A 23,765-nucleotide genomic window follows, 5' to 3' on the forward strand; every position below is an offset into this window, starting at 1 on the left:
CCTGCCCGAGAGTTCCCCGAAAAGGTCACAGAAACGGCCTCTGATCGGTCTTAATAGGTGACACGAAAACGGAGGTCAACATGCGTAAGATCCTCATCGTCGGTGGCGGGTACGCCGGTTTCTACACGGCCTGGCGGCTGGAGAAGAAGCTGCGCCAGGGCGAGGTGGAGGTCACCCTGGTCGATCCCCGGTCGTACATGACCTACCAGCCGTTCCTGCCCGAGGTGACGGCGGGATCGGTCGAGGCGCGGCACGTGGCGGTGTCGCTGCGGCGGCACCTGAAGCACACCACGGTGGTGGCGGGGAGCGTCGTCGAGATCCGGCACGCCGACAAGACCGTGACCGTCCGGCCACTGGAAGGGCCCGACTACCCGTTGGAGTACGACATCGTGGTGGTGACGGCCGGCGCAGTCACCCGCACCTTCCCGATACCGGGCATCGCCGAGGAGGCGATCGGGATGAAGCAGGTCGAGGAGGCGGTCGCCGTGCGCGATCAGCTGCTCACCGCCTTCGAGCGCGCCTCCACCCTGCCGCGTGGAGCCGAGCGGCGGCGACTGCTCACGACCACCATCGTGGGAGGCGGCTTCACGGGCGTCGAGGTGTTCGGCGAACTCCTCTCCTTCGCCACGGCGCTGTTGAAGCGCTACCCGCAGCTCGGCTTCGACGAGCTGGACTTCCACCTGGTCGAGGCGATGGGGCGCATCCTGCCCGAGGTCACCGACGAACCGGGCCGGTGGGTGGTGCAGCACCTCGAGCAGCGGGGCGCCCACGTACACCTCAACACGCAGCTCACCTCGGCGGCGGGCGGGCACATCGTGCTCTCCACCGGCGAGGAGTACGACACCGAGCTGCTCATCTGGGCGGCGGGCAACGCCGCCAACCCCGTCGTGGCCAAGCACACCGACCTGCCGGTCGACCAGCGCGGGCTGCTGCAGGTGCGCGCCGACCTGCGGGTGGGCACCGACGAAAAGGCGATCCCGGATGCCTGGGGTGCGGGCGACAACGCCTCCGTGCCCGACCTGGCGTCGCCCGTTCCCGGCGCTCGCACGGTGCCGAACGCCCAGCACGCCGTGCGCCAGGGCAAGCGACTCGCCTCGAACCTGGCGGCGACCCTGCGGGGCGAGGAGCCGAAGCCCTACATCCACCACAGCCTCGGCACCGTGGCGACACTCGGTCTCGGGCACGGCATCTTCCAATACAAGGGGATCGTGATCAAGGGGTTCCTCGGCTGGGTGATGCACCGCGGCTACCACGTGCTCGCCGTGCCCACCTGGGAACGCAAGGTTCGGGTGGCTCTCGTGTGGTTGAGCGCGGTGTTCTTCGGCCGCGACATCGTGTCGCTCCAGTCCGCTCGAACCCCGCGGCAAGCGTTCACCTCGGGCGGCGTGCCCCCGGAGGTCGCACCGCTCGGCCGCCGCTGACGGGTCAGTAGGCCGTGAGGGAGCGGATGTAGGCCCCGAGCAGACGGTCGAAGCTGCGGTCGATGTCGGCCGGCATCCCGAATCCGCCCGCCGCTTCGAGGGCCACGAAACCGTGCAGCACGGCGCGGAGGCCACGGGTGGCGTCGACCGCGTCGTCGCCCTGCAGGCCGAAGCCCGCGAGCACGTCGAAGATCACGCGCACGGCGTCTTCTGCCGCCTGCACCTGCCCTGGTTCGGCTCCCGCGCTGACGCGGGGAGCTGCGATCGTGGCGGCGTAGCGCCCCGGATGCTCCCGAGCCCAGTCGCGCAAGGCGCGCGCCAGTGTCGCGACCGCGTCGGGGCCGGCTTTGCCGACCGTGGCGCGCACCATCACGTCGGTGAGCTCGCGCGTGGCGCGCTCACCGACGGTGGCGCGCAGCCCGCCGAGGGAGTCGATGTGCTTGTAGAGGCTCGGCAGCTTGATGCCGAGCCGGCCCGCGACCGCCGCGAGGGTGATCGATTCGAGCCCCACCTCGTCGGCGAGTTGCTCGGCCTCCTCGGCAACGCGGTCTTTGGTGACGCCGGCCCTAGGCACGCTCGAACCCGCCGTTTGCGGCGAGCGGCAGACCCGTGACGAAGGCGAGCACGGCCGGGGTGACGATCTCCGGGCGCTGCGCGTGGGGGTAGTGGCCCGCATCCGGAACCATCACGATCTCGGCGCCGGCCTGTCCCGGTCGGGCGAACTGCGACTCGATCCAGCGCGCCTCGCCCGCCGGGTCGCGGAAGTCGGGGTCGCTCTCGCCCATCACCAGGAGCGCGGGCGCCACGACGGAACCCACGCGCTGCTCGGCTTCGGCGTGACTCGTGCGCGTGGTGCGTGAGAAGGCGGCGGCACGGCCGGGGCGGCGCATCTCCGTGCGAACGGACGCGCGGTATTCGGCGAAGTCGGCCGGCTTCTGCCCGGCGTAGAGGCTCGGCAGGTAGGCGTTCCAGACCGCGGCAGCCCACGGCCGAGCCATCATGACCCGGAACAGGCCACCCAGAAGCGGGTTCATCGGCGGATTGCGCACGAACGGTCCGACGAGAACGAGGCCGGCGACCAGGTCGGGGCGGCGCGCGGCCACGAGCACGGCAGAGCCCGCACTCATCGAGTTGCCCACGATGACGGCGGGGCCGCCCAGCTCGTCGATCAGCGCGATGAGGTCGTCGGCGGTCTCGGAGTCGCCGTAGGAGGAGAAGGTGGCGTCGCTGTCGCCGTGGCCGCGCAGCTCGGCGTCGGCGACGCGGAATCCGGCGTTCACGAGCTGTGGCGACAGCTCACGGTAGGTGGAGCGGAGGTCGCCCATGCCGGGCGAGGTGACCACGAGCGGGCCGGAGCCGGCGAGCCCGTAGGCGAGCCGCCCCTCCCCGCGGTCGAGGTGGCGGAGGATGCTGGTGTGATCGGTGGCGTTCATGAAAGCTACTCTAGCTAGCTTTAAAGCTAAAGGCAATAGCTTTACTTCACATGGGTGAGATCACGCCAAGTTCTGCCGCGGCACCACGACCTTCTTGATGATGAGCAGGATCGACGCGGTCACGGGTGCCGCGATCAACGCACCGAGCAGACCCAGCAGAGTGCCGCCCACCATCGCGCCGATCAGCACGAGTGAGCCCGGAATACTGATCGCCTTGCCCACGATCCGTGGCGTCAGCACGTAGGCCTCCACCTGCACGTAGACGAGCATGATGATGCCGACCAGAAGCGCCGTGCCCGGAGAGGTGAAGAGCGAGACGAAGGTCACGAGCACGAGGTTGATCACGCTGCCGACCAACGGGATGAGCGTGATCGGAAATGCCAGCGCCGCCATGATGCCGGCGTAGCGCACTCCGCACGCCGTGAGCAGGATGAACGTGAAGGCGGCATTCATCGCCGCCAGGATGACCATGCCGCCGAGGTAGGACCCGACCGATTTCGTGATCTCCTCGGAGAGGCTGATGAACCCCTCGCGCTTCGACGCCGGCACGAGCGAGTAGACGGCCGCCTTGATGCTCTCGAGGCCCGCCACGAAGTAGAGGGTCAGCACGGCCACGAAGATGACGTTGAAGGTGCCGTTCAGGATGTTCACGCCCACCCGCAGCGCTCCGCCACCGATGGCGAACCAGGTGTTCGGATCGCTCGCGGTCTTCTGCAGCCACTCCACCGCGGGGGTGAGGGCCCCGCCGAACGACTCGTTCACCGTGATGAACCAGTCCTGTTTCTCGATCTGATTGAAACCCTGCGGCAGGTAGGTGAACAACTCGGTCAGCTGCTCGACCACCACCGGGATGATGAGCCAGAGCAGCAGGGCCATCAGCAGCACGAACCCCGCCATCACCGTGAGCACTGCGAGCGTGCGCGAGAACTTGCGCGCTTCGAGCCACTGCACCACCGGGTAGAGGCCGAGGCACACGAACAGGGCCACAAAGATCAGGGTGAGCGCGGTCGCGATCGACGAGATCGCCAGGCCGAGCAGCAGGGCGAGCAGCACGCCGAGCGTCGCCACGAAGCCGAAACGGAAAGGGCCACCGGTGAGGAGCTTCGGGATCGCCATGCGCTCAGAATAGGGGTTGACCGCACCTGCGCGGCGCATCCGGAATTTAGTTGTGGCTACAACTGTTGTAGGGAGCATCATGACGAACCCATCCGAGCTGCTCGCCGCCGACGCCACCATGGGTGCCGTGACCCTGCGCGTCGGCGATCTCGACACCATGACCGCCTACTACCGCGACGCCGTGACGCTCGACGTGATCGCCCAGCAGGGCGACAGCGCGGTGCTCGGGCGGGGCGGGGTTCCCTCCGTCATCCTGCAGCACGCACCCGAGTTGAAGAACCCCGAACCGCGCTCGGCCGGGCTCTTCCACACCGCCATCCTCTTCGACAGCGAGCGAGCCCTCGCCGCAGCCGTCTACTCGGTGGCCACCCGCTTCCCGAACTCGTTCACCGGCTCCTCCGACCACTTGGTGTCGAAGGCGTTCTACTTCGACGACCCCGAGGGAAACGGCGTCGAACTCTACTGGGATCGCGACCGCACCCAATGGAGCTGGACCCACGGGCAGATCGAGATGTCGACGCTGTTCCTCGATCCGAACGCCTTTCTGCAGCAGAACCTCACCCCCGAACTGGTCGCCGACCCGCGCATCGGGGCGGCCGGCGTCGGGCACGTGCACCTCTCGGTGGGCGACGTGCCGCAGGCCCGCGACTTCTACGTCGACTCCCTGGGGTTCGAGGTGACCACGGCGCTCGGCGCGCAGGCGCTCTTCGTCTCGGCGGGCGGCTACCACCACCACATGGCCATGAATGTGTGGAACTCGCGCGGCGCCGGGCGCCGGCAACAGACGCTCGGGCTCGGTCAGGTCGAGATCGTGCTGCCGTCGGTCGACGATGTGGCGGCCACCGAGGAGCGCCTACGGCACCGCGGTCTCCAGACGGCCGACGACGGCCGTTCGGTGACGGTGAGCGACCCGTGGAACAACACGATCCTGCTCCGCCCGGCAGGGACTTGACGATTACGCACAGAATCCGGGGCACCGGTGCCGTATACGGGCTCGGTGCCCCGGATTCTGTGCATTACAGCGCTACGGGCAGACCGTGAGGTCGGCCACCGCCTCGGTGAGCGAGTTCACACCGCCGAGGAGCGTCGCTCGCTCCGCACCCAGGTCGCGGATCTGCGCCAGAGTGGCTGCCGGCACGCAGGTGCCCGGCACCGTGAACAGCGGCGCATCGATCTTGGGGCCGAAGGCCGACCCCGCCAGCGCATCCGGGAAGTTCACGCCGGTGGCGATGAGCACCCGGTCGGCCTCCTCGAAGAAGTGCGCGTTCACCGTGCGCGACACCGCGTAGCGGTCGGCGCCGCCGAGCCGCACCGTGTGCGTGATGCCCCAGGCGTCTTCGTAGATTCCCGACGACACCGAAGCCGACCCACCCGCGATCACGATGTCGGCGACATCGAGATCGGTGAGCAGAGCCGAAGTCGCAGAATCGAGTGACTGCTTCGAACCGTCGACCAGGATGACCGGCCCTGCGCCGTCGACCGCTGCTCCCGCCGAGAGGGCGTCGGCGAAGGTCCCTCCGGTGGCGAGCACCGCGAACGGCGCGCCATCGGGGAAGGCGGCCTCGGCGACGTTCCGCGACACCTCGAAGCGGTCGGCGCCGGCGATGCGCGTCACGTCGTCGGCGATCGTCTTGAGCGTCGTCTCGACGGATGCACTCACCGAGTTGAGGCCACCGACGATCACGATCTTCGACGGGTCGAGCCGCTCGAGCTCCGCCTTCACGACATCGGGCATGCCGGTGGGCGTCGTCAGCAGGATCGGCGCGTCGACGCCGGCAGCGGCCGGAGCCGCGGACAGCGCATCCGGGAACACCTCACCCGAGACCACGTAGACCGTGTCGGAACCCGTCGGCCAGCCCTCCTTCGAGGTGTTGACCGCGACCTCGTAGCGGTTCGCTCCCGCGATCCGATCGGTGTCGATCGCTGCGACCACCGTGATCGGCACCCGCACCTCGGTTCCGCTCGGCTGCGCGGTGAGCAACAGCTCACCGGCGCCGACCGGCGCGTCGGCCGGAACGGTCAGCGACACGGTGGCCGCCCCGTTCGTGACCGTGATCGGAGCGAAAGTCGCCGCCGACCCGGTCCAGGATGCCGTCAGTTGCGTGTTCTGCGGGCTGCCCTGCGACGTCAGGTCGAGGTTGGCCACATCGAAGGAGACCGTCGAACCGGGCTCGACCGGAGCGGCCGGCGTGTTGGTGACCTTGGCCGCGTTGCGCTGGAAGCTCGGTGCGAGATCCTCGTTCGCACCCAGGTACGTGATCCAGGCGTCGCGGTCGACGAGACCCGAGTCACGGGTGTCGGTTCCGTTCACGAACTCACGGAAGTTGTCGCCTCCGGTGAGCAGGAAGTTGAACGAGCCGATGCGGTACGACGTGGCCGCGTCGATCGGCTGGCCGTCGATCCAGATGCCGGTCACGCGATCGCCCGCAGCACGGGAGTCGTCGTAGCTGTACCGCACGTTGTCGCTCAGCCCCAACTTGAGGAAGGCGCGTGAGGGAACGGTGCCGTCGGCGTTCGTCTGCCACTGCTGTTCGAGAACGGTCTTGAACTGCGCGCCCGTGAGCGAGGTCGTCCAGAGGTTGTTCACGAACGGCAGCACGGCATTCGCCTCGGAGTAGGTGATGACACCGTCGGTGTTCGCCGGGTTCGTCGCCGTGTTGCCGGCGAAGAGCAGTTCGGCTCGCAGGCCACCGGGGTTCACCACGCCGATCGTCGCACCACCGCGGTCGGCGGGTGAGAGCGACTCGACGAGCGAGTTCGCCACCAGGTTGCCGAGCGCCGATTCGGATGCCCGATCGTCACGCGTGCCGCCGGTGTACTTGCCGCCCACGTAGGAGCCGCCGGTGTACGCCGTGGTGATGTCGGCCGTGACCGAACCGACCGGTTGGTTGCCGACCTCGGCCGCGAAAGCGAGCGCCGCGTCGACGATCGTCTTGACCTCGGCCACCCGCGGGTAGTCGGCGACGAGCTGCGCGTCGAGTGCCGCGCTGTTCGCCGCGGTCTCCGCCGGGGTGCTCCCGGCCGGCGCCGCGAGGCGAGCAACGTTCTCGGCCGTGTACGACTCGAGGTCGCCGTTCTCGGCATCCAGCGTCAGCACCACGTGACCGATGTTCGCGCCGTAGCTGCCGGTCTGCAGCACGGGGCGGGTCTTGCCGGTCTCACCGGGGATCGCGCCGTCCCAGACGTAGCTCTGGTGGGTGTGTCCGGTGAAGATGGCGTCGACGGATGCCGCGGTGTCGTTCACGATCTTCGCGAAGACCGTGCTCTTGGCGAGCTCGGTCTCGAGGTCGACCGTGGCCGACTCGCTGTCGGGTGCACCCTCGTGGTAGTTCGCCACGATCACATCGGCTTCGCCGTTCGACTCGTCACCGTCGGTCAGCTCGGCCGCCACGCGGTTCACCGCCTCGACCGGGTCTCCGAAGTCGAGGTCAGCGACTCCTGTCGGGGTGACGAGGGTCGGCGTCTCCTGGGTGACCGCACCGATCACCGCGACGCTGAGGCCGGCCTTGTCGTAGAGCGCGTACTCCGGCAGGGCCGGCGTCGTGGTGCCCTTGTCGTAGACGTTGGCGCCCAGGTAGTCCCAGAGCGCGTTGCGGTCGCCATCCGGGCCGACGATGCGGCCGGTCAGGTCGGCGAAGCCCTGGTCGAACTCGTGGTTGCCCACGGCGCTCGCGTCGAGCTGGAGTGCGTTGAGCACGTCGATGGTCGGCTGGTCCTGCTGGATGGAGGACTCGAACAGCGAGGCGCCCACGTTGTCGCCCGAGGAGACGAAGAGCGTGTTGGCGTCTCCGCCCGCCGCCCGGAGCTGTTCGACGGTTCCGGCGAACTTCACCGTGTTGGCGTCGATGCGACCGTGGAAGTCGTTGATGTCGAGCAGGTTGAGATCGACCGTCGATGGCGCCTCGCCGAACGAGTAGCCCACGACCACCGGGTCGTGGTCGCTCGAGCGGTAGACGCTCTCGTCGTAGAAGTTCGTGGCGTTGTAGTTGAAGCGGCTGTACTCCAGCGCGATCGACTCACCCGAGTTGATGTTCCAGATGTCGACGCCCGACACCTTCGCATCGGCCGAGGCCGAGGCGAAGACGTGGTCGAGCGAACCGCTCTGGCCGTCGAACGAGTAGCTGTACTTGCCCGTCTTCGTGCCCTGGTCGACGTAGCCGGCGTCGGTGATGGCGACGGCCGGGTCTTCCTTCGAGTAGGCGTTGAAGTCGCCGATCAAGAACACGTCGCTCGTGCCGAGGTCGGTCTGCAGCTGGTTCGAGAAGGCGAGCAGCGCGTTGGCCTGAGCGACGCGCGACGCGTTGGATGCGCCCTGGCCGTCGCCCTGGTCGGCGTCGGCGCCCGATCCGGAGCCCTTCGACTTGAAGTGGTTGACGATCGCGATGAACGCGTCATCCGCATCCCCGTCGACCGGCTCGAACTCCTGCGCCAGCGGCTGGCGTGCGTTCGCGAAGGCCGGGTCGACCAGAACGTGCGAGTCGCCCACCGGTTCGACCGCGTCGGCCTTGTAGATGAAGGCGGTGCGGATGACGTCCTGCTGGGCCACCGGCGGCAGCTGGTCGGCGTCGGGCGAGGGCACGAAGTCCCAGTCGCTCTCGCCGTTGGGCAGAGCGGCATTGAGGGCATCCGTCAGCGTGCTCAGCGCGTCGTCGCGATCGAAGCCGAACTTCACCGAGTTCTCGATCTCCTCGAGCGAGACCACTTCGGCGCCGAGGCCGTTGATGGCCGCGACGATCTTCGCCTGCTGGCGGGCGAGGTCTTCGTCCTCCGCCGCGCCACGGGCGTCGCAGCCCGTGTTCACGGTGACCGGGTCGCCGTCGCGGTCGGCGTAGTACGAGCATCCGGAGAGCTCGTCACCGGTGGTGGTGAAGTAGTTCAGCACGTTGAAGCCGGCGATCTGGATGTCGCCACCCACCTCGCCCGGAGCCGCGGCGCGCACGTTCGAGAACGTGGCCGGAGCCGTGCCCTCGGCGGTGAGCGGCGCGGTGGGCTGGAACTTCCAGATGCTGTTGCGGAAGTCGAGCACCACTGCACCGGTGAAGGTCACTGCCGAGCCGACCGTGATCGTGGGGTTCGCGGTGAGGTAGGGAAGCGGGATGTCCTTGTTCGCGTCGGCGCCGAGGAAGTTGATGCTCGCGCCGTCGTCGAGCGTCACGGCACGGGCCGCGTTGTCGGCCACTGCCGCAGCGTACTCGGGGCTGCCCGGGCGGGCGATCTCGGTGGGGGTCAGCAGCGGCGACGAGCCCGAGGCGAGCCCGATCTCGGCGTACTGGTTCGTGGAGTAGGTGTTGCTCACCGTGAAGGCGCCCTGTGGTGCGAGCAGCATGCCCTCGAGCGACTCCCGCTGGGCGATGTCGCCCGGGAGGGAGACCGTGGCCGGCGCCGGCGCCGTGACGGTCGAGGCATCGAGCTTCACCAGGCCGTCGGCCGAGGTGACGTTCAGCTCGGTGAGGCCCTGGAACTCGGAGACCGTGCCGGTGAGCTGCACGTAGTCGCCCACGGCGACGGATGCCGCGGTGCTCGCCGAGTAGACGAAGATCGCGTCGGACGCGGTGTGCGTGCCGAGGTCGACTGCACCGCCGGTTCCCGCGGTCTGAACGTAGTAGCCGTTGAAGCCGCCCGTGCCGTAGGCCGCGGTCACGACGCCCGTGGTGGTGACCGTCGGCGCCGGGGAGGCGGCGAACGGCGAGGTGTCGGTGGTGCCCTGGAGCTCCGCGATGGTGTGGGACTCGGGGTCGGTCGGGTCGGTGGGATCGGTCGGGTCGGTGGGATCCGTCGGATCGGTGGGGTCCGTCGGGTCGTCCGACGCCGCGTTCTGGGGCGTCGGAGCGGCGGCTGCGAAGTCGGCTCCGTTGTCGTTGGTGTCTCCCCCGTCGGTGCGGTTGACCGACGTCGTCACGGAGGCGGCGGGGGCTGCCGTGCCCTCGAAGGTCAAGGAGCTGCCGTACCCGAGCAGGTCGATCACGTCGGGGTTGTCGACGAGCGATCCCGTGGCCGGTGCGGTGAGCGGCGTGGTCTGGTCGGCGAAGAAGATCGTTCCACCCGCACCGGCGAAGGCGACGTTGCCCACTGCATCCGGCGTCGGGAGCGCTTCGCCGTTCGCCGCGTTCGACGCCGACTGCACCAGGTAGTGGCCGCCGGCCGCGATCGAACCGCTGAGCGGAATGACGCCGCTCGGGTCGGCTGCGCCGTCGGCCTTGCGGTACTGGATCGAGGTGCCGTCGAGCGACACCTCCTCGTCGCCCGGGTTGTAAAGCTCGACGAAGCGATTGAGGTAGCTCGCCCCGGCGCTGCCGCCGTTGAAGTAGGCCTCGTTGATCACGACACCGGTTCCGTCGACGCTGGCGGAAGCGGATGACGCGACCCCGATGAGGGGTGCGGCGAAGAGCGCGCCCCCGAGGATCGTCGCGAGAGCCGCTTTGGCGGACCTCGTGGCTGACTTTGACATGGATCTCCTAGAGCTCGCGGATCACAGGGATTCGGCCATGTTAGGAGCCCGACCGTAACGAAAGAAAGAGTGAACATTTCGCGCAGGTTAATTCGGAGGAGCTGACGTTTTGTCACCCTTTCGGGGGCCAAAAACTGTATGCGCTCAACCGCCAGGCTACAAGCCGTTGACAGCGAAATGGGTCGAATTTCACCCTCGAACAGGGCGCTCCGCCCCCGATTTCACCCTCGACGGAGGCCGGACCCGGCCACGATCGCGACCGGTAGACTGGAACCATACTTTTCCCGCCGATCCGCAGGAGCTCCCCGTGCCGAAAATCGTCGTCGACGTCATGCCGAAGGCCGAACTTCTCGACCCCCAGGGCAAGGCCGTGGCCGGCGCCCTCACCCGACTGGGCAACGACACCTTCTCCGGCGTGCGCGTCGGCAAGCGCTTCGAACTCACCGTCGACGGTCCGGTCGACGAGGCCGTGCTCAGCTCAGTGCGCGAGATCGCCGACGAGCTGCTCTCCAACTCGGTGATCGAAGACGTCGTGGGCATCACCGTGGTCGACGAGACCGGCGCGCACAGCGCGGCGGCATCCGGAGCCCTGGCATGACCCGCGTCGGGGTCATCACCTTTCCCGGCTCGCTCGACGACCGCGACGCCCAGCGCGCGGTGCGCTTCGCGGGCGCCGAAGCCGTCGCCCTCTGGCACGGCGACCACGATCTGCAGGGCGTCGACGCGATCGTGCTGCCGGGCGGCTTCAGCTACGGCGATTACCTGCGCTGCGGGGCCATCGCCTCACACTCGCCGATCATGCGCGAGGTCGTCACAGCCGCCGAGCGCGGCGTGCCGGTGCTCGGCATCTGCAACGGCTTCCAGATGCTCACCGAAGCGCACCTGCTGCCGGGCGGGCTCATCCGCAACGACCACGGCTCGTTCATCTGCCGAGACCAGGTGCTGCGCGTCGAGAACACCTCCACGGCGTGGACCAACGGATACACCGCCGGCCAGGAGATCACCATTCCGCTGAAGAACGGAGAGGGCGGCTACATCGCGTCGGCCTCGACGCTCGAGCGACTGGAAGGCGAAGGCCTGGTGGCCTTCCGCTACGTGGGTGTCAACCCCAACGGCTCGCTGAACGACATCGCGGGCATCACCAACGAGCGCGGCAACGTGGTGGGCCTGATGCCGCACCCCGAGCACGCGATCGAGCCCGGCTTCGGTCCCGACACCGCCGCCGCGATGCGGTCGGGTGTCGACGGACTGGCGATGTTCACGTCGGCGCTCACCGCGCTGTTGGCGGTTTAGGTCCCGTAGAGTCGGCGCCATGACGGCCGACATCACACTCCTGCAGGGCGACATCACGACGATCGCCGCCGACGCCATCGTGAACGCCGCCAACAGTTCACTGCTCGGCGGAGGGGGCGTGGATGGCGCCATCCACCGCCGCGGCGGGCCCGCCATCCTCGAGGAGTGCCGGGAGATCCGCCGCACGCGCTTTCCCGACGGGATGCCCGCGGGCGACGCAGTCGCCACCACGGCCGGAAGGCTGCCGGCGCGGTGGGTCATCCACACGGTCGGCCCCGTCTGGAGCGCGCGTGAAGACCGGTCGGCCGTGCTCGAGTCGGCCTACCGCCGGTCGCTCGAGGTGGCGGCCGAGCTGGGCGCGGCATCCGTCGTCTTCCCGGCGATCAGCGCCGGCGTCTACGGCTGGCCGGCCGAGAGCGCCGCGGAGATCGCGGTCGACACGGTGCGATCCTCCCCGTTCGACGGCGCCGTGACGTTCGCGCTCTTCAGCGCCGAGATGCTCGACCACTTCCGCGCGGCAGTGGTCGCCCAGAACCGCAATCGTGGCGGGAACCCCGCCGGATAGCGCGTCGGTTGGGGCGCCCGTTCACTTCGTCTCCTCGACCTCCGCAGGGTCTTGGTTCACCACGGCCAGCGCGCGCGTGTCGAGCTCGGCGGCGCCGCCGTATCCGCTCGAGCGACGATGCAGATAGGTGATGACCCAGAGCACGATGCCGAGCACCAGCAGGATGCCCGCGATCGCATACTGCTGCGGCGGCCGGCCCGAGGTCCATGGCAGCACCAGGGCGATGCACGCGATCGACCCGATCACCGGAAGGGCCGTCGGCGTTCGGAAGTGCTTGTGCTCGACGCGCTTGGGGCGCAGCACCAGCACACACACGTTCACCACCGAGAACACCGCGAGCAGCAGCAACGAGGTGGTGCCCCCGAGCAGCACCGCGATCGGGTTGGCCGGGTCGATCGAGACGTACGAGGTGAGCCCCAGCGCGATCACCGTGGTGAACAGGATGGCCGCCCACGGCGTGCGGCGCTTCGGCAGCACCTTCGACAGGAACGGCGGCAGTACGCCCTGCTTGCTCATGCCGTAGAGCAGCCGGCTCGCCATCATCATGTTGATGAGCGCCGAGTTCGCCACCGCGAACAGGGAGATGAACGGGATGAGCGCCGAGATCGGGAAGTCGGGTGCCGCCGTCTGCACCACCGTCACCAACGGGGTGTCGTTTCCGGCGAGCTCCCCCACCGGCACGATGGCGACCGCGACGATCGACACGAGCACGTAGATCACCGCCGTGATGCCGAGCCCCGTGAGCATCACCTTGGGGAAGATCTTCGAGGGGTTCTTGGTCTCCTCGGCCATGTTCACCGAATCCTCGAAGCCCACCATTGCGAAGAAGGCGAGCGAGGTGGCGGTGGAGATGGCGAGGAAGACGTTCTTGTCGTCGGGCGTCGCGAAGGCGACCACCCGCGAGAAGTCGGCCTGGCCCCCGAAGATGGCGAAGGCGCTGATGAAGATCACCAGCAGCAGACCCGAGAGCTCCACCAGCGTCAACACCACGTTGAGACCGACGCTCTCGGCGACGCCCCGGAGGTTCACCGCGGCGATCAGGATCATGAACGCCAGGGCGGTGAGCAGCGCGATCCCGGGCCCGTCTCCGAGGCCGAAGCCGATCGCGAAGTTGCTCGCGAACGCACCGGCGGCCGCCGATGCCGAGGTGATGCCCGACGACATCACCGTGAAGCAGATCAAGAACGTGACGAAATGGATGCCGAAGGCCTTGTGCGCATACAGCGCGGCACCGGCCGCCTGCGGATACTTCGTGACCAGTTCGAGATAGGAGCAGGCGGTGATGGTGGCCACCACGAAGGCGATGATGAAGGGCACCCACGCGGCCCCACCCACCTCGGCAGCGACCTGCCCGGTGAGCGCGTAGATGCCGGTGCCGAGGATGTCGCCGATGATGAACAGCAACAGGAGCTTCGGCCCCATCACCTTCTTGAGTTCAGGCTGCGTCTCCGGCTCGCCGGTCGACTGCGCTGTCGTCGTCATGCCCCCCAGCATGCCCCCGAATCGGGTTTACGGCTTCCACACCATGAGCACCACGACGAGCACGAGCAGCAGGCTGACGATGCCCGAGCCGGCGCTGATCGCGGGGTATCCTGAGCGCTGGTTCGTGCCACCCGCCGTGGCCGCGCCCCCCGCGGTCGCGACACCGCCCGCGCCCGCGGTGGCCGCACCGGAAGGCTCGGCGGCCGCGCCGGCGCGACGCATCGACGGCACCACGACGACGAGGTTCAGCACGATCGCCACGACGTAGGCGATGATCGACCACAGCACCCAAGGGGTGGTGAGCGACAGTGCATACTTCTCGTCGGCCATTCCGACGAGGCCGAAGCCCAGCACGAACACGATCAGCGACAGATAGCTGAAGATCATGGTCGACTTCGCCAGCGTGCGCACCTGGGCGGTGTTGCCGGCGCGGATGGCGCGCAGCGCGGTCATCGGAAGGATGGCCATGGGCCCGACGATGAAGACGGCGCCGACGACGTGCAGAACGGAGAAGAGTGTTTCCATGGGTTCAGGCTATCGACTCGCTCGCCCCGCAGACCGCCGCCGGCGCGGCGCGGTCCCGCGCTACTTCTGGCCGGCGACGTTCACGAGCCAGCCGATGCCGAACTTGTCGACCAGCTGGCCGAAGCTGTCACCCCACGGCGCCTTCTCGAGGGGCACGCCGACGGTTCCGCCCTCGGCGAGCTTGTCGAAGTAGCCGCGCAGCTCGGCGTCGTCTTCTCCGCTCAGAGAGACGCTGATGTTGTTGCCGGGGTTGTACTCCATGCCGGTCGGCACATCCGAGATCATCAGCGTGAGACCCCCGGGCGTCGTGAGCTGCGAGTGCATGATGAGCCCGCCCTCGCCCGGCTCGGTGGGCATCTGGAACTCGTCGAAGGTGTTGCCGATGAGCTCGCCGCCGAAGACCGACTGGTAGAACTCGCCCGCCTCCTTCGCCTGACCTCGGAAGTTGATGTACGGGTTCAGAACAGTGCTCATGGCAGACTCCTCCAGGTCGGTCGGCCGCCCCGATCGGGTGGCGACGAGAGCACGATAACAGAGAATGTGGACGCCGTACACATCTTCTCGTGAACGACCGACGACCGACTCGTAACTCAGCTCGCACAGGCTCCCGACGCCACGGGCTCGGTGGCCCCGGCAGCCGCCACGACGGGAGCGATCTCGTCGAGTGTCATGGCGTATCCGGTGTCGGCGTCGATCGTCGATCGCGCGAAGACCACGCCCACCACCGCACCGCCCTCGTCGAGCAGCGGTCCGCCCGAGTTGCCCGGGCGCACGGTGCCGCGAAGCGAGTAGATCTCGCGCGTCACCTCGCCCTGTTCGTAGATGTCGCGACCCACCGCATCCATCACCTCGCGCACGCGGGCCGGCATCACCGAGTAGCCACCGTTCTCGGGATAGCCCGCGACGACTGCCGGATCGGATGCGGCGAGCTCGCTTCCGAGCGCGAGCGGAGCGACCGGGAGCCCGGGCACCTGGAGCACCGCGAGGTCGCGCACCGGGTCGAACACGACGAGTTCGGCAGGCAGCAGCTCGCCGACCCCGCCAACCTGCACGTAGAGGTCTTCGGAGCCGGCCACGACGTGGGCGTTCGTGACGATGCGGTCGGCGGCCACCGCCCACCCGCTTCCCTCGGCGTCAGAACCGCAGGCCGGGGCTGAGGAGAGCACGCGCACCACGCTTCCGGCGGCGGCGTTGACGGCATCCGGGATGCCGGGCTCCGGCGGCTGCGCGGCCTGGATGCTCTCTCCGCCGAATGCGAAGACCTGCGGGAACCCGGAATCGTTGAGCGCCGCATCGAGGGTTCCGAGCGCGGTCGACGAGGGCACCGGCGAGAGCGTGTTGAGCGTCGAGACCACCCGCGAAGAGGCGACGAGTTGGGTGACGGGCATGAGCCCGGTGGTCTGCAGGAAGCCCGCGAGCAGCCACACCACGACGCCCCAGGTCAGCAGCCCGAGCACGGCGCCGCCGATCGCGTCCAGCCCTCGCCCGATCTTGACCGACCCGATCACGCGGCGCAGCAGCCCGGCCACGAGGGTGAGCACGCCGACCGCCGCCGCCATGCAGAGAAGAAGGAGCACGCCCGCAGCGATGGTGCGTTGCAGGGCAGTGTTCCAGCCCATTCCGGCGAGCCAGTCCACCACCGGTGGCGCGATCACCGTGGCCAGGAGCGCTCCGCCGATGATGCCCGCGAGCGAGGCCGCGGTGACGAGAGCGCCGCGCCGCCATCCGCTCAGCACGGCCAGCAGGGCGATCACGATCAGCACGATGTCGACGATGATGTCCATTGTCGTCATGCTATTCAGCGCACCTGGGAGACTCGAGTCGCACACCGGCCGACGCGACGCTGCGGCGCCCGCGACCCGCAGAGTCAGCAGCGAATCTGAAGTTCTTCAGCTGTCGATATGCTGGCGCCATGTCCGGTTACATCACACCCAAGGGCACCTCCTACCCCGCCCCGCAACGCATTCCCGCGAGCAAGGCCGCCGCTCGGTCGCTCTGGTTCGCGCTGTCCATCCTCTTCGCCAACCTCGTGATGACCATGGTCTCCGCGTATGCGCTGAGCCCGGGCACCGCTCCCGAGGTGGGATGGGTCCTGGCGGGCATCCACCTGGTGATTGCGCTGACGCTGTTCTCTTTCGCGCTGGTCTTCGGCATCAGTGGGCTGCGCGAAACCGTAGGCGGCCGGCTGCGCGGCCGCGGACAGGCGATCGCCGGGATCGTGGTGGCCGGCGTGCTGCTGTTCTTCGCGTTCGTCACCATGATGACCGAGATCGAGCTCGCGTACTTCCGGTAGACCGCACGGCGTGGAAACCGCCGATCCTGATGGGAACCCCGTATACGGCGCCGGACGCCGCGACGTTTCGGAGCTGTCCGGGTCCCGGGCTCCGGCCGTCGGGGCAGGTTCAGGCGAAAGCGGCTGCGGCGCGGGCTTTCACGATCGCCAGGCCGGCCGACGCGAGGGCGCGGGCGACCGCATCCGGGTCGTCGAGGTAGCCGCCCACCGCCGCTCCGTCGCGCAGCAGCATCAACTCGCCTGCGGCCGCGGCGGGGTCGTCGACGCCCAGCGTTGCGAGCAGCTGCTCGAAGGCGTGCAGTTGCCAGCGCCGGTGCTCAGCCACGACGAGGCGCACCGGATGCGCAGGATCGGCATACTCGGCCGCCGCGTTGATGAAGGGGCAGCCCCGGTAGCCCGGCCGGCACGCTGCCGCCATGAGCGTCTCGATGGCACGCGCGAGCGCCTTCTGCGGATCGCCGTCGGCGACCGCGAGAACCTGCTCGATGGCGGCGCGCTCGTCGGCCGCACGGCGTTCGAGGTAGGCGACCATGAGGTCGTCCTTCGACCGGAAGTGCCGGTAGAAGGTGACCTTGGTGGTGCCCACCCGGCCGATGATCTTCTCGGCACTGACGGCCCGGAAGCCCTCGGCGTAGAAAAGCTCGGAGGCTGCTTCGAGTATTCGTTCGCGCATCAGAACCTCTTTCTCGACTCGGCTCGACGGCAGTAGAGTTACCGGTAAGTCTACCTGACGGAACAGTTGATCGAAAGAAGAGCGCTCGTGACCGAGAACCTCAACCAGATCCCCCTCACCACCATCGACGGAGCCACGACGACCCTCGCCGACTACGCCCCGGTGAAACTCATCGTGAACGTGGCCTCGCGGTGCGGGCTGGCGCCGCAATACGAGAAGCTCGAGCAGCTGCAGAAGACCTACGGCGAGCGCGGTTTCACGGTGCTCGGCTTTCCGAGCAACCAGTTTCTGCAGGAGCTCTCCGACACCGACAAGATCAAGGAGTACTGCAGCACCACGTGGGGTGTGACCTTCCCGATGTTCGACAAGGTGAAGGTGAACGGCAAGTCGGCGCATCCGCTCTACGGCGAGCTCACGAAGACACCCGACGCGGCGGGCAAGGCGGGCCGCGTGAAGTGGAACTTCGAGAAGTTCGTCGTGACGCCCGACGGGCAGGTGCACCGCTTCCGCCCGACGGTCGAGCCGGATGCGCCAGAGATCGTCGCGCTGATCGAGTCGTCGCTGCCGGCCCAGGCGTAGCCGCGAGGATGCGCAGGGCAGCGCCCGGTGCGGCATTGGGCGCCGGTGCGGCGCCGCGCGCCTCCGTTTCGGGAGGAGCTGCGCAACACGAAGGCCGTATGCAGGGGCTCGTGCGCTTCTCCTCCTCCCGAAATTGGGGCGCGCCCCGCGCGGGCGTAGAGTGACGCTCGCATGAGTGAGATGAACGCATCCGCCCCGCCTGCGGGCAGCGGGCAGGCCGATGTCGCGGCGATCGTGATGCGGCTGCGGGCCGCCGGATGCGTGTTCGCCGAAGACGAGACCGCGCTGCTGCTCGACGCGGCCGACTCGGCTGACGCGCTCGAGCGCATGGTCGCCCAGCGGGTCGAAGGACTGCCGCTCGAACACATCCTCGGCTGGGCCGAGTTTGCGGGGTTGCGGATCGCGGTCGATCCGGGCGTCTTCGTTCCGCGCCGGCGCACCGAGCTGCTCGTCGCTGAGGCGCTCACGCTGCTTCGCCCGGGCGCGGTGGTGCTCGACCTCTGCTGTGGATCGGGCGCGGTGGGTGCCGCGATCGCGGCCGCCGCCGCCGCCGCAGAAACGGGCGCCGCTACCACCGCCCCCCACCCCACCGCCGATGACGCGGGCGCCTCCAGCACCGCCGACGCCCGCGCCGATCAACGCGCCGCCGACCCCCGGGTCACGGTGTACGCCGCCGACATCGACCCCGCCGCCGTACGGAGCGCCCGCCGCAATCTCCCCGGCCCCGGCCGCGTGTTCGAGGGCGACCTCTACGACGCACTCCCCGGCGAGCTCCGCGGAAGCATCGACCTCCTCGTCGTCAACGCGCCCTACGTACCGAGCGACGCCATCGCCACCATGCCTCCCGAAGCGCGCCTGCACGAGGCCCGCATCGCCCTCGACGGCGGCGACGACGGTCTCGACGTGCAGCGGAGGGTGGCGACGGATGCGCCGAGCTGGCTCTCCCCCACCGGTCACCTCCTGATCGAGACGAGCGAGCGCCAGGCTCCCACGACAGCGGCCATCTTCGCGGCGGCTGGACTGCATCCGCGCATCGTGCACGACGACGAGTTCGACGCCACGGTGGTCATCGGCTCCCGTGAGAGCTCCGCCGCCCCGCCACGCTGAACCACACTCGCGGGCGGCACCCGCGACCGACACTGTGCCCTTCCGAGCTGAGCCGCATCGGCGGATGGCACCCGCGGTCACGCAGTGCCCCACCGAACCGAACCGCGTCGCCGATCGTGAGGCAATGGGCTCCCGCCGCCGAACCGCGACCATCTCCCCGCCCGGGGTGTCGCACACCGGGTCGACGAGCCGTCGCTGCGGCTCGCCGTAGCATGCTGACCATGACATCATCGTCGGCCGGCACTACCGCAGCTCGGGCAGCCGAGGGCGAGGGCCGTGAGTTGGCCGCCCAGCTGCGGGCCAGTGGATTCGCCGAGGTCGACGACAGCCGGCGTCGCCGCGCCGAGTACTCCAGCGACGCCTCGAACTACCGCGTCGTGCCAGAGGTGGTGGTCTTTCCGCGCGCTGCCGACGAGGTGGCCGGGCTGGTGGACTTCGCACGCACCCACGACGTGCCGCTCACAGCGCGCGGCGGGGGCACCTCGGTGGCCGGCAACGCGATCGGTCCCGGCATCGTGATGGACCTCTCACGCCACCTCGACCGGGTGCTGAGAATCGACCCGGATGCGCGCACCGCCGTCGTCGAACCGGGTACCACCCTGGGCAGCCTTCAGCACGCGGCCGCCCCCCACGGCCTCCGCTTCGGCCCCGACCCCTCCACCTGGGCGCGTGCAACCCTCGGCGGCATGATCGGCAACAACGCCTGTGGTCCGCGCGCGCTCGCGTTCGGACGCACCGCCGACAACGTGATCTCCCTCGACGTGGCCGATGGGCGGGGTCGACGTTTCACGGCGGGGCGCGGCGGCGCGGGTACCGGCGCGGCATCCGGGATCGACCTCGTCGACGGCCTGGACTCGCTCGTGAATGCAAACCTCGACGTCATTCGCACCGAGCTCAGCCGCTTCGGGCGGCAGATCTCGGGCTACTCGCTCGAACACTTGCTGCCCGAGAACGGGCGCGACCTCGCCAAGGCGCTGGTGGGAACCGAGGGCACCTGCGTCGCGGTACTCGGCGCCACCGTGCGGCTGGTCGACCTGCCGCGCGATCCGGTGCTCGTGGTGCTCGGCTACCCCGACATGGCCTCGGCGGCGGATGCGGTGCCCGCCCTGCTTCCGCACCACCCGATGGCGATCGAGGGGCTGGATGCGCGGCTGATCGACGCCGTCGTACGACACAGTGGGCCGTTGGCCGCGCCCACCCTGCCCGCCGGCGGGGGCTGGCTGCTGGTCGAGGTGGCCGACCGCGAACCCGGCGACGCGCTCGATCGCGCCGAGCGCCTCGCACGCGACGCCGGAACCGCCGCCGTTCGCATCCTGCCCGCCGGGCCTGAGGCCCGTGCCCTCTGGCGCATCCGCGAAGACGGCGCGGGCCTGGCCGGCCGCACCCCGGCGAACCGGCAGGCCTGGCCCGGGGTGGAAGACGCCGCGGTTCCGCCCGAGCGACTCGGCGCCTACCTGCGCGACTTCGACGACCTGCTCGGCCGCTACGGGTTGCACGGCTTGCCTTACGGCCATTTCGGCGACGGATGCGTGCACGTGCGTCTCGACATCCCACTCGACACCGACGGCGACGTGTTGCGGTCGTTCATGGAGGATGCCGCGATCCTGATCGCCTCGCACGGCGGCTCACTCTCGGGCGAACACGGCGACGGTCGCGCCCGCAGCGACCTGTTGCGACACATGTACTCGCCGCGCATGCTCGATGTCTTCGGCGCGTTCAAGCACCTCTTCGACCCGGCGGATGTGTTGAATCCGGGGGTGATCGTGCGTCCGGCATCCGTCGACGCCGAGCTGCGCCGCCCGCACGCGTTGCCCATCGCCGCGATCAATGGTCTCGCCTTCGCCCACGACGACGGCGACTTCACGAAGGCCGTGCACCGGTGCGTCGGGATCGGCAAGTGCCGGGCCGACAACAGCGTCTCGGGCGGGTTCATGTGCCCCAGCTTCCTCGCCACGAAAGACGAGAAGGACTCCACCCGGGGCCGCGCCCGCGTGCTGCAAGACATGATCAACGGCACCCTGATCGAAGGCGGGTGGCGAGCACCCGAGGTGGAGGAGTCGCTCGACCTCTGCCTCTCCTGCAAGGCTTGCGCGAGCGACTGTCCGGCCGGAGTCGACATGGCCGCCTACAAATCCGAGGTGCTGCACCGGAGCTACCGCGGGCGCATCCGGCCCGTCACGCACTACACACTGGGGTGGCTGCCGCGCTGGGCGCGCATTGCCACCGGTGCGCGCGTCTCGGCAGTCGCGAATGCGGTGCTCTCGGTGCGGGCGTTCGAGAAGCTGGTGCTGCTGGCGGGCGGAATGGATGCGCGGCGTGCGATCCCGCCGTTCGCGCGGCGGCCGTTCCGGGCCTGGTGGAAAGCGCGGCCGGTCAGCGCCGACCGCGCCGCGGGCGCGGACCGCGGCGCCGCTGCCCCCGCCCGCAAGCGTGTGCTGCTCTGGGTCGATACCTTCTCCGACAACTTCTCCCCCACCATCGGCCGCGCCGCCGTGTCGGTGCTCGAGTCGGCCGGCTACGAGATCGTGGTGCCGAACCAGGCCGTGTGCTGCGGACTGACTTGGATCACCACGGGCCAGCTCACCGGGGCGCGCAAGAAGTTGGCGCACCTGGTGGAGGTGTTCCATCCGTATGTGGCCGACGGCATCCCGATTCTCGGCCTCGAACCGTCGTGCACGGCGGTGCTTCGCTCCGATCTCCTCGAACTACTGCCCGGTGATCCGCGGGCGCGCGACATCGCATCCGCCACCTATACGCTGGCCGAACTGCTTGCGGCCGAGGAGCCGGTCGGCCCCGGCGCCGCCTGGGTCGCACCCGACTTGAGCGGCCGGAGCGTGGTGGTGCAGCCGCACTGCCACCATCACTCGGTGATGGGATTCGGGCCCGACGCGAAGCTGCTGACATCGTTGGGCGCCGAGACGACCACGATCAGCGGATGCTGCGGCCTCGCCGGGAACTTCGGGATGGAGCGCGGCCACTACGACGTGTCGGTCGCGGTGGCGGAGAATTCCCTGCTGCCGGGGCTTCGCTCGGCGCCCGAGGGGAGCATCCTGCTCGCCGACGGTCTGTCGTGCCGAACCCAGGCCGAGCAGCTCGCGGGCACGAAGGGCGTGCACCTGGCCGAGTTGCTGGCGGGCGTGCTGCCTCGCTAGCTAACGGGCCACCTCGCGCGAACGGTCAGCTCTTGTAAGGCGAACGCACCATCTCGACGAGCGCGGCGATGCCGAGCACGCCGCCGACGAGAGTGATCAGTCCGACGATCCCGAGCAGTATTGCGGCCATGAGCCTCTCCAGTTCTGTGGGTGTTGCAAGAATATCAAGCCGAGGCGGCGGTTCAGTCGGTGCCGAGGTCGAACGCTGCGGCCTCGTTCGCCGCATCCGTCGCCGCTTCGAGAGAGGTCTCGGTGGGCCCGGCGCTGATCGATGCGGCCTCGCCCTCTTCGAGCTCGCCGAGCAGCTGAGCGGTGGCACCGCCGACGATGCCCTGCCGGGCGTACTGCTCGAGCCGCGCGCGGCTGTCGGCGATGTCGAGGTTGCGCATGGTGAGCTGTCCGATGCGGTCGAGCGGGCCGAAGGCGGCGTCGCCGACGCGTTCCATCGAGAGCTTGTCGGGCTGATAGCTGAACGCCGGGCCTGAGGTGTCGAGCAGCGAGTAGTCGTCGCCGCGGCGGAGCTTCAGGGTGACGGTTCCGGTGATGGCCGAGCCGACCCAGCGCTGGATGGACTCGCGCAGCATGAGCGACTGCGGGTCGAGCCAGCGGCCCTCGTACATCAGGCGTCCGAGGCGCCGGCCTTCGACGTGGTAGTTGGCCACGGTGTCTTCGTTGTGGATGGCGTTCAGCAGGCGCTCGTAGGCGATGTGCAGCAGGGCCATGCCCGGCGCCTCGTAGATGCCGCGCGACTTGGCCTCGATGATGCGGTTCTCGATCTGGTCGCTCATACCCAGGCCGTGACGGCCGCCGATCGCGTTGGCTTCGAGAACGAGAGCGACGGCATCCGTGTATTCGACGCCGTTCAGGGCCACCGGACGACCGGCCTCGAAGGTGACGGTGACCACCTCGGAGGCGATCTCCACGTCGTCGCGCCAGAACGGCACGCCCATGATGGGTTCGACGATCTCGACGCCCGTGTCGAGCTGCTCGAGGGTCTTGGCCTCGTGGGTGGCGCCCCAGATGTTGGCGTCGGTGGAGTAGGCCTTCTCGGCCGAGGCGCGGTAGGGGAAGCCGCGCGCGACGAGCCATTCGCTCATCTCGGTGCGGCCGCCGAGCTCGGTCACGAATGCCTCGTCGAGCCAGGGCTTGTAGATGCGCAGGCGCGGGTTGGCGAGCAGGCCGTAGCGGTAGAACCGCTCGATGTCGTTGCCCTTGTAGGTGGAGCCGTCGCCCCAGATCTCGACGTCGTCTTCTTTCATCGCCCGCACGAGCAGCGTGCCCGTGACGGCGCGGCCGAGCGGCGTGGTGTTGAAGTAGGTCTTGCCGCCGGAGCGGATGTGGAACGCGCCGCAGGCGAGCGCCACGAGCCCTTCTTCCACCAGCGGAGCGCGGCAGTCGACCAGGCGGGCGATCTCGGCGCCGTACTCTCCGGCGCGGCCGGGCACCGCTTCGACGTCGGGCTCGTCGGGCTGCCCGAGGTCGGCCGTGTAGGTGCACGGCACGGCGCCCTTCTCGCGCATCCAGGCGACGGCGACGGAGGTGTCGAGACCCCCGGAGAACGCGATGCCGACGCGCTCGCCGACGGGAAGACTGGTGAGGACCTTGGACATGGGTTCCAGCGTATCGAACGCGGAAGGCGCGCCGATCCAGCACGACCCGCTCGGAGCATCCGCTGCTC

The 23,765-nt window shown here is 69.0% G+C and carries 19 protein-coding genes; 9 read left to right on the forward strand and 10 right to left on the reverse strand.

The features are described 5' to 3' along the window. Positions 1–80: 80 nt before the first annotated feature. On the forward strand, positions 81–1,421 hold the full coding sequence (locus N1027_RS03035; protein WP_259505049.1) for an NAD(P)/FAD-dependent oxidoreductase: 1,341 nt from the start codon (positions 81–83) through the stop codon (positions 1,419–1,421). Between the two features lie 4 nt (positions 1,422–1,425). On the opposite strand, the gene N1027_RS03040 is transcribed toward N1027_RS03035, so the two are convergent. Genes N1027_RS03040 through N1027_RS03050 form a run of 3 tightly spaced genes read right to left on the reverse strand, consistent with a single transcriptional unit; the run spans position 1,426 to position 3,970 of the window. Further along, positions 1,426–1,995 carry a TetR/AcrR family transcriptional regulator gene (locus N1027_RS03040; RefSeq protein ID WP_259505051.1) on the reverse strand — a complete coding sequence of 190 codons (570 nt, stop codon included), beginning with the start codon at positions 1,993–1,995 and terminating at the stop codon, positions 1,426–1,428. Further along, entirely contained in the window at positions 1,988–2,854 is an 867-nt protein-coding gene (locus tag N1027_RS03045; protein WP_259505053.1) for an alpha/beta fold hydrolase, read from the reverse strand. Before N1027_RS03045 ends, N1027_RS03040 begins: the two co-directional genes overlap by 8 nt. Before the next feature lie 60 nt (positions 2,855–2,914). After that, entirely contained in the window at positions 2,915–3,970 is a 1,056-nt protein-coding gene (locus N1027_RS03050; protein ID WP_259505055.1) for an AI-2E family transporter, read from the reverse strand. 79 nt (positions 3,971–4,049) lie between these two features. On the opposite strand from N1027_RS03050, the gene N1027_RS03055 reads away from it, so the two are divergent. Beyond that, positions 4,050–4,922 (forward strand): VOC family protein, encoded by an 873-nt coding sequence (locus N1027_RS03055; RefSeq protein ID WP_259505056.1) that lies wholly within the window; start codon positions 4,050–4,052, stop codon positions 4,920–4,922. Between the two features lie 72 nt (positions 4,923–4,994). Here the strand turns inward: N1027_RS03055 and N1027_RS03060 are convergent, their stop codons facing one another. Beyond that, positions 4,995–10,418: an ExeM/NucH family extracellular endonuclease gene (locus N1027_RS03060; protein WP_259505058.1), complete on the reverse strand. Its 5,424-nt coding sequence runs from the start codon at positions 10,416–10,418 to the stop codon at positions 4,995–4,997. Between the two features lie 307 nt (positions 10,419–10,725). Here N1027_RS03060 and purS point away from each other — a divergent pair, with 307 nt between their 5' ends. The 3 genes from purS to N1027_RS03075 are packed head-to-tail and all read left to right on the forward strand — an operon-like array spanning position 10,726 to position 12,276. After that, positions 10,726–11,016: a phosphoribosylformylglycinamidine synthase subunit PurS gene (purS, locus tag N1027_RS03065; protein WP_259505060.1), complete on the forward strand. Its 291-nt coding sequence runs from the start codon at positions 10,726–10,728 to the stop codon at positions 11,014–11,016. Next, complete coding sequence (gene purQ / locus N1027_RS03070) at positions 11,013–11,711, forward strand: phosphoribosylformylglycinamidine synthase subunit PurQ (protein ID WP_259505062.1); 699 nt, start codon at positions 11,013–11,015, stop codon at positions 11,709–11,711. Before purS ends, purQ begins: the two co-directional genes overlap by 4 nt. 19 nt (positions 11,712–11,730) lie before the next feature. After that, positions 11,731–12,276, forward strand: a complete 546-nt coding sequence (locus tag N1027_RS03075; protein ID WP_259505067.1) for an O-acetyl-ADP-ribose deacetylase — start codon at positions 11,731–11,733, stop codon at positions 12,274–12,276. A 21-nt stretch (positions 12,277–12,297) separates the two neighbouring features. Here N1027_RS03075 and N1027_RS03080 read toward each other — a convergent pair whose 3' ends face one another. The 4 genes from N1027_RS03080 to N1027_RS03095 all read right to left on the reverse strand — a co-directional run bounded on the left by N1027_RS03080 (position 12,298) and on the right by N1027_RS03095 (position 16,067). After that, the gene (locus N1027_RS03080) at positions 12,298–13,758 is read right to left on the reverse strand and encodes an APC family permease (protein ID WP_259505074.1); all 1,461 of its coding nucleotides are present in this window, start codon (positions 13,756–13,758) and stop codon (positions 12,298–12,300) included. A 27-nt stretch (positions 13,759–13,785) separates the two neighbouring features. After that, positions 13,786–14,283 (reverse strand): DUF2269 family protein, encoded by a 498-nt coding sequence (locus N1027_RS03085; protein ID WP_259505076.1) that lies wholly within the window; start codon positions 14,281–14,283, stop codon positions 13,786–13,788. 60 nt (positions 14,284–14,343) lie between these two features. Beyond that, positions 14,344–14,757, reverse strand: coding sequence for a VOC family protein (locus N1027_RS03090; protein ID WP_259505077.1), 414 nt, complete (start codon positions 14,755–14,757; stop codon positions 14,344–14,346). Positions 14,758–14,873: 116 nt separating this feature from the next. Then, a complete protein-coding gene (locus N1027_RS03095; RefSeq protein ID WP_259505078.1) occupies positions 14,874–16,067 on the reverse strand; it encodes a MarP family serine protease in 1,194 nt (397 codons plus the stop codon). A gap of 128 nt (positions 16,068–16,195) precedes the next feature. Here N1027_RS03095 and N1027_RS03100 point away from each other — a divergent pair, with 128 nt between their 5' ends. Next, positions 16,196–16,576 (forward strand): hypothetical protein, encoded by a 381-nt coding sequence (locus N1027_RS03100; protein WP_259505080.1) that lies wholly within the window; start codon positions 16,196–16,198, stop codon positions 16,574–16,576. Positions 16,577–16,685: 109 nt separating this feature from the next. On the opposite strand, the gene N1027_RS03105 is transcribed toward N1027_RS03100, so the two are convergent. Then, the gene (locus tag N1027_RS03105) at positions 16,686–17,249 is read right to left on the reverse strand and encodes a TetR/AcrR family transcriptional regulator (RefSeq protein WP_259505083.1); all 564 of its coding nucleotides are present in this window, start codon (positions 17,247–17,249) and stop codon (positions 16,686–16,688) included. 87 nt (positions 17,250–17,336) lie between these two features. On the opposite strand from N1027_RS03105, the gene N1027_RS03110 reads away from it, so the two are divergent. From N1027_RS03110 to N1027_RS03120, 3 genes are all read left to right on the forward strand, one after another. Beyond that, complete coding sequence (locus N1027_RS03110) at positions 17,337–17,828, forward strand: glutathione peroxidase (protein WP_259505085.1); 492 nt, start codon at positions 17,337–17,339, stop codon at positions 17,826–17,828. A 180-nt stretch (positions 17,829–18,008) separates the two neighbouring features. After that, positions 18,009–18,935 (forward strand): HemK family protein methyltransferase, encoded by a 927-nt coding sequence (locus tag N1027_RS03115; RefSeq protein ID WP_259507872.1) that lies wholly within the window; start codon positions 18,009–18,011, stop codon positions 18,933–18,935. A gap of 221 nt (positions 18,936–19,156) precedes the next feature. After that, positions 19,157–22,087 carry an FAD-binding and (Fe-S)-binding domain-containing protein gene (locus N1027_RS03120; protein WP_259505087.1) on the forward strand — a complete coding sequence of 977 codons (2,931 nt, stop codon included), beginning with the start codon at positions 19,157–19,159 and terminating at the stop codon, positions 22,085–22,087. 182 nt (positions 22,088–22,269) lie between these two features. Here the strand turns inward: N1027_RS03120 and argG are convergent, their stop codons facing one another. Next, complete coding sequence (gene argG / locus N1027_RS03125) at positions 22,270–23,697, reverse strand: argininosuccinate synthase (protein ID WP_259505089.1); 1,428 nt, start codon at positions 23,695–23,697, stop codon at positions 22,270–22,272. Positions 23,698–23,765 lie beyond the last annotated feature (68 nt).

This window comes from Herbiconiux aconitum, from assembly GCF_024979235.1.
Taxonomy (GTDB): domain Bacteria; phylum Actinomycetota; class Actinomycetes; order Actinomycetales; family Microbacteriaceae; genus Herbiconiux; species Herbiconiux aconitum.